This window comes from Sphingomonas cellulosilytica, assembly GCF_052321755.1.
Taxonomy (GTDB): domain Bacteria; phylum Pseudomonadota; class Alphaproteobacteria; order Sphingomonadales; family Sphingomonadaceae; genus Sphingomonas.
Genome location: NZ_JBQRTT010000007.1, coordinates 103,596 through 116,228, shown reverse-complemented (window position 1 = coordinate 116,228; position 12,633 = coordinate 103,596). Strand labels below are relative to the sequence as shown.

At 71.7% G+C, this 12,633-nt stretch carries 13 protein-coding genes; 1 reads left to right on the top strand and 12 read right to left on the bottom strand.

The features are described from left to right. Nucleotides 1-179: 179 nt before the first annotated feature. Nucleotides 180-524, bottom strand: coding sequence for a DNA-directed RNA polymerase subunit omega (gene rpoZ / locus ACTZQ5_RS12030; RefSeq protein WP_443585427.1), 345 nt, complete (start codon nucleotides 522-524; stop codon nucleotides 180-182). A 115-nt stretch (nucleotides 525-639) separates the two neighbouring features. Between rpoZ and ACTZQ5_RS12025 the strand changes: the two genes are divergently transcribed. Then, nucleotides 640-1,809, top strand: coding sequence for a phospholipase D-like domain-containing protein (locus tag ACTZQ5_RS12025; protein WP_443585426.1), 1,170 nt, complete (start codon nucleotides 640-642; stop codon nucleotides 1,807-1,809). Here the strand turns inward: ACTZQ5_RS12025 and ACTZQ5_RS12020 are convergent. Genes ACTZQ5_RS12020 through ACTZQ5_RS11970 form a run of 11 tightly spaced genes read right to left on the bottom strand, consistent with a single transcriptional unit; the run spans nucleotide 1,743 to nucleotide 12,520 of the window. Next, the gene (locus ACTZQ5_RS12020) at nucleotides 1,743-2,354 is read right to left on the bottom strand and encodes a histidine phosphatase family protein (protein ID WP_443585425.1); all 612 of its coding nucleotides are present in this window, start codon (nucleotides 2,352-2,354) and stop codon (nucleotides 1,743-1,745) included. The genes ACTZQ5_RS12025 and ACTZQ5_RS12020 overlap by 67 nt on opposite strands. After that, nucleotides 2,351-3,127 carry an adenosylcobinamide-GDP ribazoletransferase gene (locus ACTZQ5_RS12015; protein ID WP_443585424.1) on the bottom strand — a complete coding sequence of 259 codons (777 nt, stop codon included), beginning with the start codon at nucleotides 3,125-3,127 and terminating at the stop codon, nucleotides 2,351-2,353. Before ACTZQ5_RS12015 ends, ACTZQ5_RS12020 begins: the two co-directional genes overlap by 4 nt. Continuing rightward, a complete protein-coding gene (cobT, locus tag ACTZQ5_RS12010) occupies nucleotides 3,124-4,140 on the bottom strand; it encodes a nicotinate-nucleotide--dimethylbenzimidazole phosphoribosyltransferase (protein ID WP_443585423.1) in 1,017 nt (338 codons plus the stop codon). Before cobT ends, ACTZQ5_RS12015 begins: the two co-directional genes overlap by 4 nt. Next, the gene (locus tag ACTZQ5_RS12005; RefSeq protein ID WP_443585422.1) at nucleotides 4,137-5,597 is read right to left on the bottom strand and encodes a cobyric acid synthase; all 1,461 of its coding nucleotides are present in this window, start codon (nucleotides 5,595-5,597) and stop codon (nucleotides 4,137-4,139) included. The genes cobT and ACTZQ5_RS12005 overlap by 4 nt, the downstream gene beginning before the upstream one ends. Beyond that, complete coding sequence (gene cbiB / locus ACTZQ5_RS12000; RefSeq protein ID WP_443585421.1) at nucleotides 5,585-6,496, bottom strand: adenosylcobinamide-phosphate synthase CbiB; 912 nt, start codon at nucleotides 6,494-6,496, stop codon at nucleotides 5,585-5,587. Before cbiB ends, ACTZQ5_RS12005 begins: the two co-directional genes overlap by 13 nt. Beyond that, the gene (locus ACTZQ5_RS11995; RefSeq protein WP_443585420.1) at nucleotides 6,493-7,263 is read right to left on the bottom strand and encodes an ABC transporter ATP-binding protein; all 771 of its coding nucleotides are present in this window, start codon (nucleotides 7,261-7,263) and stop codon (nucleotides 6,493-6,495) included. The genes cbiB and ACTZQ5_RS11995 overlap by 4 nt, the downstream gene beginning before the upstream one ends. Further along, nucleotides 7,260-8,222, bottom strand: coding sequence for a FecCD family ABC transporter permease (locus tag ACTZQ5_RS11990; protein WP_443585419.1), 963 nt, complete (start codon nucleotides 8,220-8,222; stop codon nucleotides 7,260-7,262). The genes ACTZQ5_RS11995 and ACTZQ5_RS11990 overlap by 4 nt, the downstream gene beginning before the upstream one ends. Continuing rightward, nucleotides 8,219-9,022 (bottom strand): ABC transporter substrate-binding protein, encoded by an 804-nt coding sequence (locus ACTZQ5_RS11985; protein ID WP_443585418.1) that lies wholly within the window; start codon nucleotides 9,020-9,022, stop codon nucleotides 8,219-8,221. Before ACTZQ5_RS11985 ends, ACTZQ5_RS11990 begins: the two co-directional genes overlap by 4 nt. After that, the gene (gene cobO, locus ACTZQ5_RS11980; RefSeq protein WP_443585417.1) at nucleotides 9,022-9,633 is read right to left on the bottom strand and encodes a cob(I)yrinic acid a,c-diamide adenosyltransferase; all 612 of its coding nucleotides are present in this window, start codon (nucleotides 9,631-9,633) and stop codon (nucleotides 9,022-9,024) included. Before cobO ends, ACTZQ5_RS11985 begins: the two co-directional genes overlap by 1 nt. Next, nucleotides 9,630-10,610, bottom strand: coding sequence for an aminotransferase class I/II-fold pyridoxal phosphate-dependent enzyme (locus ACTZQ5_RS11975; protein ID WP_443585416.1), 981 nt, complete (start codon nucleotides 10,608-10,610; stop codon nucleotides 9,630-9,632). Before ACTZQ5_RS11975 ends, cobO begins: the two co-directional genes overlap by 4 nt. After that, complete coding sequence (locus tag ACTZQ5_RS11970; protein WP_443585458.1) at nucleotides 10,610-12,520, bottom strand: TonB-dependent receptor plug domain-containing protein; 1,911 nt, start codon at nucleotides 12,518-12,520, stop codon at nucleotides 10,610-10,612. Before ACTZQ5_RS11970 ends, ACTZQ5_RS11975 begins: the two co-directional genes overlap by 1 nt. Nucleotides 12,521-12,633: the final 113 nt, after the last annotated feature.

Here is a 12,633-nt window from a genome sequence, read left to right as displayed (position 1 = left end):
CGCGGAACCGCCCCCTCCACCATTCGCCTTCGGCGAACGGTCCCCCTCCCCCGCTGACGCGAGGGAGGATTATCCAAACGCAAACGACGCGGCGAAGCCGCGTCGTCAGACGGGCTTGGCAGCCCGCTGGCCGGCATTCGGCGACCGCGGATCAGCCACGCTGATCCGCTGCCTCATGCTCAGCCGTCGTAATCGGCGCCCAAATTCTGGTTGCGCGGCGGCGCGGCGGCGGTCAGGCGCAGTGCTTCGGCCGAGGCCGACAGCGAGCCGACGGCATCGACTTCATCGTCGTCGTCGATCTGGACGCGCTGCAGGCTGTTCACCACCGCCTCTTCCAGATTGTCCGGCCGGACCAGCTCGTCGGCGATCTCGCGCAGCGCCACGACCGGGTTCTTGTCGCGATCGCGATCGAGCAGGAGTTCCGCACCGCCCGAGATCTGACGCGCGCGCTGCGCGGCGAACAGGACCAAATCGAAGCGGTTGGGGATCTTGTCGACGCAATCCTCGACGGTAACGCGCGCCATGGACGCTTTCCTTCGCAAATACCGATGCAGTGAAGGCGGGGACCTAAGCGTCGGGACCGGCCAAGTCAAGAAAATCGGCTTGTACGGCGCCGGCCGAGCCCCCACAGCAGCGCCAATGGACGCGCCCGCCCCCCAGCCGACCTTCGATGTCGACGGCAATCGGCTGACGCTGCTCGACACCGGGCCGCGGCGACTCGATGCGCTGCTCGCCCTGATCGAAGGCGCGAGCGAAACCCTGCGCATCCTCTATTACATCTACGCCGACGATGCGACCGGCCGGCGCGTCAACGCCGCGCTGATCGCGGCGGCGGAGCGCGGCGTGGCGGTGGCGCTGATCGTCGACGGGTTCGGCAGCGAGACGGACGAGGATTTCTACGCCCCCCTGCGGACGGCGGGCGTATCGGTGTGCCGCTTCTCGCCGCGGTTCGGCCGGCGCTACCTGCTGCGCAACCATCAGAAACTGGCGCTGTCGGACGCCGGGGCCGAGGGGCAGCGGATCATCGTCGGCGGCTTCAACGTCGAGGACGATTATTTCGGCACGCCGGCCGAGGAAGCGTGGCGCGACCTCGGCCTGCTGATCGAAGGGCCGGCGGCGGGGCGGCTGGCGGGCTATTTCGACGCGCTGCACGACTGGCTGCAGAGCCCCAAGGGCCGCGTCCGCCCGCTGAACAAGGCGCTGGCGCAATGGAGCGAGAGCAAGGGCGCGACGCGCTGGCTGATCGGCGGGCCGACGCGGCGGCTGTCGCCCTGGGCGCGGGCGGTGCGCGACGACCTGAAGCGCGGCAAGCGGATCGACATCATCGCCGCCTATTTCACGCCATCGCCGACGATCCTGCGCCGGCTGGACAGGGCCGGGCGGCGGCGAGCCAAGGTGCGGGTGGTGACCGCCGCCAAGTCGGACAACAATGCGACGATCGCGGCGGCGCGCTTCACCTATGCCGGGCTGCTGCGCAAGGGCGTGCAATTGTTCGAATACCAGCCGACCAAGCTGCACACGAAATTGTACGTGATCGACGATGCGGTGCACGTCGGTTCGGCGAATTTCGACATGCGCAGCCTGTTCATCAACCTCGAACTGATGTTCCGCGTGCAGGACCGCGCCTTCGCCGACCATGTCCGCGGCTATGTCGAGGGTGAAATCGCGCGGTCGCAGCCCGTCACCAAGGCGTGGTACAAGGCGCATACCGGCCCGGTACAGCGGGTGCGGCAGTTCTTCGCCTACCTGCTGATCGCGGTCGTCGATCCCAGCGTGTCGCGCGGATTGAATTTCGGCATCGACGACTGACGGGGCAGCACGATCACCTCGCCCAGCTGCGGGATGTGCGCCACCATCTGGTCGAGCGGTTCGCCGGCGAGCCAGGTGCGGATCGCCGCGATCGGGCCGCCATGGGCGACGACCAGCGTATCACCCGCCGTGGGCAGCGCCTGCCACGCCGCCTTGACGCGGGCGGCCAGATCGGCGCCGGTTTCACCGCCGCCGGGACGGAAACCCGCGGGATCGGTCATCATGCCATCCATCAGGTCGCCGGTATCGCGCCAGATCGCATCCCAGCTTCGCCCCTCCCACGTCCCGAAATCGCGTTCGAGCCAGCGTGGATCGGCGGCGATCGGGCAGCCGACCAGGGCGGCGACCCGATCCGCCAGCTGCCGCGTGCGCCGGGCGCCGGAATGGACGATGCGCGCCGGCGCCTGCGCAGCGAGCGCGACCGCGAGCGTGCGCGCCAGCACGGTGCCGGCGCGGCTCCAGCCCATGTCCGAGCGGCCGTAGCAGCGCCCCGCCCATGCCTTGGCCACCGGCGGGTGGCGGACGAGCAGGACCCGTGCGGTCATGCGGCCGCCGTGGCGAGCAGCACCGTCAATTGCCCCATATAGGCGGCGAAACCCAGGCAATCGCCGGTGCTGCCGCCGATCCGGGCGCGCAGGAACCGGGCGAGCCAGAGGAGGAAGACGGCGCCGATCATCGCGCTCGCCAGCAGCGCCGCGGGCCGCAGCCAGAGCAATGGCAGCACGCCGGGCAGCGTCAGGCCTACGGCGAGCGCCACCCGTGCGCGCGGCAGGCCGCTGCCGATCCGTGCGGCAAGCCCCTCCCCGTCCGCCGGCGGCGGCACCAGCGCGGCGAGCAGCACCGCCCATAATCGTCCCATGCTCGCGGCGGCGACGATGCCGGCGAAGGCCCATGCGGGCGGCAGCGCGACGATCGCGGCGAGCCGCACGCCGACGGCGAGCACCAGCCCCAATGTGCCATAGCTGCCGATCCGGCTGTCGCGCATGATGCGCAGCGCATCCGCGCCGCGCGCGGTGCCGCCGAACGCATCGCAGAAGTCGGCAACCGCGTCCTCATGGAATGCGCCGGTGAGCAGCGCCTCCACCGCCAGCGCCAGCAGCACGGCAACCAAAGGCGGCCACAGCAGACCGGCGACAGCGAAGACGGTAGCGGTGACGACGCCGATACCGGCGCCGACCAATGGAAACCACGCCATCGCCCGCGACAGGCCGTCGCGCGCCGCATCCGCCGACAGCCGATCGAGCCACGGCACCGGCAGCCGGGTGAGGAACTGCACCGCCAGCAGCGGCGGCGCCCAAAGCGGCGCGCGCAGGCTCAATCGCGTCGATCCGCGCCGATCGCATCGAGCCGCGCGACATCGCCGAGCAGCGCCGCGGCGGCATCGAGCAGGGGCAGCGCCACCAATGCGCCGCTCCCCTCCCCCAGCCGCATACCCCAGTCGAGCAGCGGCGCGAGCCCGAGATGCGCCAGGGCGGCGCCATGCCCCGGCTCGGCGGAACGATGGCCGGCGATCATCGCGCGTGCGGTGCCGGGCGCCAGCCGTTCGGCGATCAGCGCTCCGGCGGTCGCGACATAGCCATCGAGCAGCAGCGTCGCGCCGCGTGCGGCTCCGCGCGCGAAGAAGCCGGCCATCGCCGCGATCTCGTAACCCGCCACAGCGGCGATGGCGGCGCGGGGTTCGTGATCGAGCAACGGACGCGCGCGCGCGACCGCGGCCGCGACGATGCGCGACTTGATCGCCATGACGGTCGCATCCGCACCGGCGCCGCTGCCGACCGCCTCTGCCGCAGGAGCACCGGCCAGCAGCGCGGTCAGCGCCGCGGCGGGGGTGGTGTTGCCGATCCCCATCTCGCCGGCGATCAGCACGGCGGCCCCATCGTCGACCGCGCGCTCCGCCTCGTCCGCGCCGATTCCCCAGGCGGCATCGAAGCCGGCTGCATCCATGGCAGGCCCATGCGCGAGACTGGCGGTTCCCGGCGCTATCCGCGCCGACCGGTAGAAGGCGGGCGGATCGGCGGGTGCCGGAGCGGCGACGCCGACATCGACCAGCCGCAGGTCGCAACCGTGCGCCGCCGCCAGGGCGTTGCTGGTGGCGCGGCCGGTGAGGATGGTCGCGACCATCAGCCCGGTCACATCGGACGGCCAGGCCGACACGCCGTCGGCGACGCAGCCGTGATCGCCCGCGAACAGCACGATCCGCCGCGGGCGGGTGCGCGGATCGAGCCGTTGCTGCGTCAGGGCAAGTCGTACCGCCAGCGCCTCCAGCCGGCCGAGACTGCGCCGCGGCTTGGCGAGGGCGTCGAGATGCGTCCAGATGTCGTCTTCGGTCATGCGGCTTCCCCGGCGAGCGCGATCACCGCATCGATATCGATCACGCGGTCCAATGTCGCGGCGATGGCGTCGAGCGCGGCGTCGATCACCGTGACGCGATCGAGCCCGTCCGATGCCGCGCCGAGTTCCGCGACCAGCGCCGCGCGGGCCTCCGCGCGGTCGAACAGGCCGTGGAGGTAGCAGCCGGCGATCCGTCCATCGTCCAGCGACGTGCCGTCGACGCGCCCGTCGTCGAGATGCAGCCACGGCGCTGCGCCGTCTGCAACGATGGTGACACCGGCGTGGATCTCGTAGCCGGTGATGCGCGCACCGGAGGCGGCGAGGCGGCCGGTCACCGCGCGCGTCTGCTTGGCCGCGGCAAGGACGGTATCGACCGGCAGCAGGCCGAGCCCGGCGACCGTCTCCGCCGCGCCCTCCAGCCCCAGCGGGTCGGCGATCGTGCGGCCGAGCATCTGATAGCCGCCGCAGATGCCGAGCACGCGCCCGCCGCGGCGGACGTGCGCGGCAAGATCGACATCCCAGCCCTGCGCGCGGAAGAAGGCGAGGTCGGGGATCGTCGCCTTGGTCCCTGGCAGGATGACGAGCGCCGCGTCGCCGGGCAGCGGCTGGCCCGGCGGGATCATCATGAGGCGCACTCCGGGTTCGTGGGCGAGCGCATCCATGTCATCGAAATTGGCGATGCGCGACAGCATCGGCACCGCGATCAGCGGCCCGGCACCCGTGCCGCCGTCACGCCCCAGCGCGACCGCATCCTCCGCCGGCAGCCGCGCCGCATCGGCCAGCCAGGGGACGACGCCGAGGTTCGGCCAGCCGGTTCGGGCGGTGATCGCGGCGAGGCCGTCGTCGAACAGGCTGAGATCGCCGCGGAACTTGTTGACCAGGAACCCGCGGATCATTGCCGCATCATCGGGGTCGAGGACGGCATGGGTGCCGACCAGCGAGGCGATCACGCCGCCGCGATCGATATCGCCGATCAGCACCACCGGCACGCCCGCTGCGCGCGCGAAGCCCATGTTGGCGATGTCGCCGGCGCGCAGGTTGATCTCGGCCGGCGAGCCGGCGCCTTCGACCACGACGATATCGGCGGCATGCGACAGGCGGCGATAGGCGGCGAGCACCTCGGCGAGCAATTCGGGTTTGCGGCGGCGGTAGTCGCCCGCCGCCAGCGTGCCGCGCACGCGGCCGGCGACGACCAGCTGCGCGGTGCGGTCGCTCTGCGGCTTGAGCAGGACGGGGTTCATGTCGACGCCGGGGGCGACGCGCGCGGCCATCGCCTGCAACGCCTGCGCGCGGCCGATCTCGCCGCCGTCCGCGGCCACGGCGGCGTTGTTCGACATGTTCTGCGCCTTGAACGGGCGGACGGTGAGGCCGCGATTGGCGAGGGCGCGGCACAGGCCGGCGACGAGCACCGACTTGCCGACGTCCGATCCCGTGCCCTGCAGCATCACCGCAGCCATGCGAGCGCTCCGACCAGGCACCACAGCAGGAGGCAGGCGATGCGATAGATCCGCAGGGCGCGGGCGAGGTCGGCAGCATCGGGCGCGGCACCGGTGCCGAGGATCGCGCGCGCCGCTGGCTCGCCATCATAGCATACCGGACCGCCCAGCCGCCGGCCGAGCGCCCCCGCCATCGCCGCCTCCGGCCAGCCGCCGTTGGGTGATGCGTGATGCGGCGCATCGCGCAGCATCGTCCGCCACCCGCCCCGCCCGGCGCAGCAGATCAGCACGCCCGACAGGCGCGCCGGCAGCCAGTTGACGAGGTCGTCGGCGCGCGCCGCCGCCCAGCCGAAGCGCAGGAGGCGCGCCGTGCGGTGGCCGATCATCGAATCGGCGGTATTGATCGCCTTGGCCGCGAACAGCCCCGGCAGGCCGGCGACGAGGAACCAGAAAGCGGGGGCGACGACGCCGTCGCAAAAGCTTTCCGCCAGACTCTCGATCGCGGCGGTGGCGACGCCCGCCTCATCCAGCGCCTCGGTATCGCGCCCGACGATCATCGCCACCGCCGCGCGTGCCGCCGGGAGGTCGCCGCGCGCGAGCGGCACCAGCACGGCCGCGACATGATCGTGGAGGCTGCGCTGGGCCAGGCCGGTGGTGCCGATCGCGACGATGGCGATCAGCCCCCAGCCATCGCCCGCCAGGCGTTCGATCGCGAGGCCGATCCCGACCGACAGCGCGACCAGCAGCAGGAGCAGCGCCACGCCCCCGCCCCGCTGCCGCCACGCGCCGCCGTGGTTCCAGCCGCGCTCCCCTGCCGCGATCAGCGCGCCGACGGCCATCACCGGATGCGGCCACGCCCGCGGATAGCCGAGCGCGGCCTCCGCGATCAGCATGGCGAGCAGCGGCGCGGCATGGCTCACCGCGCCAGCGGCAGGATGAAGCGCTGCCCCGCCGGGGTGACGCCGATCTCGACCGCGACGCCATAGGCCTCGGCGATGCGCGGCGCGGTCAGCACCTCCGCCGCCGCGCCCGCCGCGACGACGCGGCCGTCGCGCATCAGCACCGCATCGTCGGCGATGCGCGCGGCGAGGTTGAGGTCGTGCAGCACCAGCACGACGCCGCCCCCCCCAGCCGCGACGGCGCGCAGCCGGTCCGCCACGTCGAGCTGGTGCGCAGGGTCGAGGCTGGCGAGCGGTTCGTCGGCGAGCAGCCAGTCGGGCTCGCCCGCCAGCACGCGCGCCAGCAGCGCCCGACCGCGCTCGCCGCCGGACAGGCGCTCGACACCGCGGCTCGCCAGCGCCGTCATGTCCGTCGCCGCGAGCGCCTGCGCCACCGCGGCGCGATCGGCATCGGTTTCGCCCCAGCGGCCCCGATGCGGCAGGCGGCCGAGGCCGACCAGGGTCGCGACGTCGATGTCCCAGTGGACGTCGGCGGCTTGCGGCAGCAGGCCGATCGCCCGCCCGCGCGCACGCCGGTCCAGCCCGCGCACCTCGGCGCCATCCAGCGTCGCCCGCCCGCCATCGGGCGCGCGGAGGCCGGCGAGGCAGCCGAGCAGCGTGCTCTTGCCCGCGCCGTTCGGCCCGAGCAGCGCCGTCACCCGCCCGCGCCGGAAGGCGAAGCTGACGTCGTCGAGCACCGGCCGGCCGCCGAGCGACAGGCACAGGCCTTCGGCGGCGAGCACGCTCATGCGAGCCTCCGGCGCATGGCGATCAAGAGATAGAAGAAGAAGGGGCCGCCGAGCATCGACATGGCGATGCCGAGCCGCAATTCGCTGACCGTGGGCGCGATCCGCACCAAGCTGTCGGCGATCGTCACCAGCAGCGCGCCGGCCAGGGCGGAGGGCAGCAGGATCGCCGAGGGGCGGTTGCCGGCGAGCGGGCGGACCAGATGCGGCACCATCAGCCCGACGAAGCCGACCACGCCCGCCGCCGCGACCGCCGCGCCGACGGTCAGCGCGACGCCGGCGATCACCACGCCTTGCAGGCGGCCCGGATCGACGCCCATCGAGCGCGCCGCCGGTTCGCCCAGCGTCAGCGCATCGAGCGAGCGCCCCGTGGTGCCGAGCAGCACCGCCCCCACTGCCATCAGCGGCAGGGCGACCTCGACATCGTTCCAGCTGCGATCGGTCAGCGCGCCCATCAGCCAGGTGACGATCTGCGATGCGACGAACGGCGTCGGCGCAAGGCTGATCGCGAGCGCGGTCAGCGAGCCGGTGATGCTGGTGAGGATCATGCCGGCGAGGGTGAAGAGGATGAGGCTGCCCGATCGGCCGGCGATCACGGCGAGCAACGCCATCGTCGCGGCGGCACCCGCAAGCGCAAAGCCGGGCAGCAGCCAGGCCTGCGCCGCATAGCCGAAATAGAGCGACAGCACCGCCCCCAGCGCCGCGCCCGACGACACGCCGAACAGGCCCGGATCGGCCAGCGGATTGCGCAGATAGCCCTGCATCACCGCCCCCGACAGGCCGAGCGCGGCGCCGACCAGCAGCGCCAGCGCGGTACGCGGCAGGCGCAGTTCGACGATGATGATCGAGCGCGGGTCGGCGGCGGTCCAGGCATCCCACGGCACCCACACCTTGCCTGCCGCGACCGACAGCGCGGCCGCGAGCAACAGCAGGACGACGAGCGACAGATTGAGCCGGGTCATGCTCCCATTCCTTTGCGCACCTGGCGCAGCCGCGCCATCGCCGCGATGATCGTCGGCCCGCCGCAGTTCATCAGCCGGGCGGGATAGGGCGCGATCCTGATCCGCTGCCCCAGCGCCCGCACTGCCGGGTGCGAGGTCAGCCGGTCCTCGCCGATTTCGGCCGCGCCTACCGACAGCAGCACGCGCGGCGGCGTGGCGATCAGATATTCGAGCGGCAGCACGTCCCATTTCTTGAGGCCATAGGTGGCGCTCATGTTGCGGAAGCCGGCGCGGGTCAGCAGGTCGTCGGGCAAGGTGCCGCCGCCCGGCACCAGTCCTCCCGATTGCCAGATCAGCGCCGGCACGCGTGCCCCCCGCACCGGAGTGGCGGCCGCCGCGATGCGATCGGCCAGATCCTCGCCGCGGGCGGGGTGGCCGGCGATCCGCGCGATGTCGCGGACCTGCGCCTCGCTGTCGGCGACCGTATCCGGCACCCGATATTGCACCAGCTTGATATGCATCCGTTGCAGCGCGGCGATCGTCGCCGGTTCGACGTGCGGGCCGGTGATGACCATGTCGGGGGCGAGTGCCACCACCTCCTCGGCGGTGCCCGACGTGGCGCGAAAGCGGCGCGCCTGGGCAAGCGGGATCGAGGTCGCGCGCGGGTCTTGCGAATAATGGCTGATGCCGGCGATCTGCTCAGGATCGGCGACCTGCATCAGCACGGCGTCGATGCACGGGTTGATCGACACGATCCGCGGCAGGTGCGGCGGCGCGGCGGAGAGCAAGGGCAGCGCGGCAAGAGCGAGCAGGCGGCGCATCAATATTCGACCCCCTTCTGCGCCTTGAACCCGGCATGGTAGGGGTGCTTCACCTCGGTGAAGTCGGTGACCAGGTCGGCGATCTCGATCAGCGCGGGCTTGGCGCCGCGGCCGGTGATGCAGATGTGCTTGGTGAGCGGCCGCTCCTTCAGGAACGCCACCACCTCGTCGATCGGCAGCGTGTCGTCACGCAGCACGATGTTGAGTTCGTCGAGGATGACGAAATCGAACGCGGGATCGAGGATCATCGCCTTGGACCGTTCCCACGCCGCCCGCGCGGCGGCGATGTCGCGCGCGCGATCCTGCGTGTCCCAGGTGAAGCCCTTTCCCATCACCTCGAAGGTCGCGAGGTCGGGGTGCGCCTCGAAGAAGGTGCGTTCGCCGGTTTCCCACTTGCCCTTGACGTATTGCAGGATGGCGACCTTCAGCCCCCAGCCGATGCTCCTGATCGCCATGCCGAAGGCGGAGGAGGATTTGCCCTTGCCGTTGCCGGTGTGGACGATCAGCAGCCCGCGTTCGAGCGTGCGACGCGCCTGCATCTTGGCACGGGCGGCGGCAAGGCGCGCCATGCGGGCGTTGTGGCGGGCGTGTTCGTCGGGCGTATCGGTCATCGGGAAAACGACTCCAGGGCAGCGGCGAGACGGGCGAGCGCGGCGGCACCGCGTGGCAGGCCGATGCGCAGCCGGTCGGGCGCGTCGGCGAAGGGACGGGTCAGGATGCCATGCCGCGCCAGTGCCGCAAACAGGTCGTGCGCGCGTGGATGTGCGACCAGCCGGAACAACGGCGCGCTGCCGACGATCGCCAACCCTGCATCGCCGAGCAGGCGGTCGAGCATCGCGCCCGCCTCCACGATGCGCGCCTGCTGCCTGGCGCGCCAGGCGGCGTCGCGATAGGCGGCGGTGCCGATCGCGATGGCCGGCGCGGTGACGGGCCAGTCGCCCAGCATCGCGCGCAACCGGTCCGCAACGGCCCGGCCGGCGATGACGAAGCCCAGCCGCAATCCGGGCAAGCCATAGAATTTGCCGAACGATCGCAGCACCACCAGCCGGTCCGACGCCTGCGCGGCGAGCCCCGGTTCGGGATCGGCATAGGCCTCGTCGACCACCACGATCCTGTCGCGCGCCAGCGTGCGCAACAGTGCCGGATCGGTGACGCGGCCATCGGGATTGGCGGGGCAGGCCAGCACGATGAGATCGCAACCGGCGACCGCATCCGGCGTGACGTGCGGGATCGCGGTCGCATGCGGCCACGCCGCGGCGTGACCGGCATAGCCCGGCGTCAGAACGGCAGCACGGGTTGCACCCAGCAAAGGCGCCAGCAGCCGCATCGCGAGGTCGGTGCCCGGCACCGCCACCACGCATGCGAAATCGGCGACGCCGAATGCCTGTGCCGCCGCCGCTTCCAGCGCGGCGAGCTCATCCGGTTCGGGCAGCCGGTCGAGCGCCGGCTGCACCGTCTCGGCCGGCCAGCTCCACGGCGCGATGCCGGTCGACAGGTCGATCCAGTTCTCGCCGCCGAAAGCCGCGCGCGCCGCCGCCACCCGTCCGCCATGGGCGGTGAAGGTGGCGAGGACGGATGCGTGGATCATCAATAGGTCAGCCGGATGCCGCCAAAGGCACCGCGCCCCGGCTGCCCATATTGATAGATCGTCTGGTAGCGTTCGTTGAAGGCATTCTCGATACGCCCGTACACTTCGACATGGCGGCCGACCGGGAAGGCGGCGCGCACGTCGGTGATGACGTAGCCGTCGAGGCGGCGCGCATTGGAGGCGTTGTCGAAGCTGTCGCCGACCGCGGTGATCGTCGCGCCCGTGGTGAGGCCGAACGGCCAGCGGTAGTCGGCGTTCACCGTGACGCTGTTGTCCGGTCGCCGCGGCAGGGCGCGGTTGAAGTTGGCGGTGCCGGTCGAGCGGTTCCTGGCGTCGAGATAGGTGTAGCTGGCGCTGAAGGTCAGCGCCTCGACCGGGCGCAGCAGCAGCGTCGCCTCGACACCCTGCGCCAGCGCACGCGCGACGTTGTCATAGGTGCCGTTCGGCCGTCCGGCGCAGATGCCGGTGAGCGGCGCGGTGCACGAGACGAAGGTGATGAGGTCGAACGAGGTCCGCCGGAAATAGGTCGCGCTCGCCTCGACCGCGCCGCCCAGCGCCTTCTGCGTCACGCCCGCGTCCCAGCCGTGCGAGCGTTCCGGGTCGAGCCGTGCGTTGCCGTATTCGCTCTGCAACTGGTAGAGCGTCGGCGCCTTGAACCCTTCCGAATAGCTCGCGCGGAAGGCGGTGGCGCCGCCGTTGGGCGACCACACGCCGCTCGCCGACACCGTGGTGGCGCCGCCGAAGATGTTGTGGTCGTCGTGACGGATGCCGCCCGTCGCGGTCAGCCCGGCGACCGGCGTCACCGCCAGCTGGCCATAGACGCTGAAGATGCGCGCCCGGCCGCGCGTCTGCGGACCGCCGTAGCTCGAGGTGGTGAAGCGCGACACCTCGCGCTCGGCACCGAAGGTCGCGAACACCGCGGAGGTGACGTCGGCCGTGCCCTGATATTCGATGCGGTCGTTGCGCCCCTTGCCGTAGAAGGTTTCCTGCGGCGTACCGTCGGGGTCGTAGTTGCGGCGGTTGCTGTCGGTGTGCGCATAGCCGAAGCGGTTGCGCAGGCGTCCGTCGAACAGCGCGGCGTTGAGGCCGGCGTAGCCCGTCCATTGCTCGCTGTCGCCATATTCGCGCGTGTCGCCGAAGACGAAGCGGGGCGCCGGGAAGCCGTCGATATCGGTGCGGCCGTTCGAGTAGAAGCCGCGCAGATCGACCGATATCGCCGATGCGAGCGCGATGCCGAGGCTGCCGTTGGCGGCATAGTTGCGATAGCCGTCGCGCTCCGTGCCCGGCGCATAGGCGGAGATGCCGTCCGTGGTGTAATAGCCGCCGCCGAGGCTGGCCGAGACGGGGCCGGCCTTGCCCGACACGTTGGCGAAGCCCTGCCCCGTTTCGTGCCAGCCGCCTTCGGCGCGGGCGTTGACGCTCAGCTGTTCGGTCGGCTGGCGGGTGATGAGGTTGACGACGCCGCCGATCGCCTGGCTGCCCCACAGCACCGACTGGGCGCCGCGCAGCACCTCGATGCGCGCGATGTTGCCGATCAGCAGGTTGCCGAAGTTGAAGCCGCCACCGGGCGAGGAGGGATCGTTCAGCTTGATGCCGTCGATCAGCGCCACCGTCTGGTCGCTCTCCGCACCGCGGATGTTGACCGAGGTCGCGGTGCCGACGCCGCCGTTGCGCGTCACGGTGACGCCCGGCGTCTGACGGAGCAGGTCGGAGACGACCACCGCCTGGCGCTGTTCGATCGTCCGCGTGTCGAGCACCGTCACGGACTGGCCGACGGTATCGGCGGGCCGCGCGGCGCGGTTGGCGGTGACCAGGATGTCGCTGCCCGCATCGGCCGCCTGTTCGAGGCCGGTGGTGGATTGCGCGCTTTGCGCGAATGCAGGCGTCGCCGCCGCGATGCACGGCAGCATGATCAGATAGGAGTATTTCGTCACGATGGTTTCCCTCATCGTCGTTCAACAACGGGGACGCGACGCCGCGGCAGCCGGAACCGGTCCGCCCACGCAACGCCCCCAACACCGTC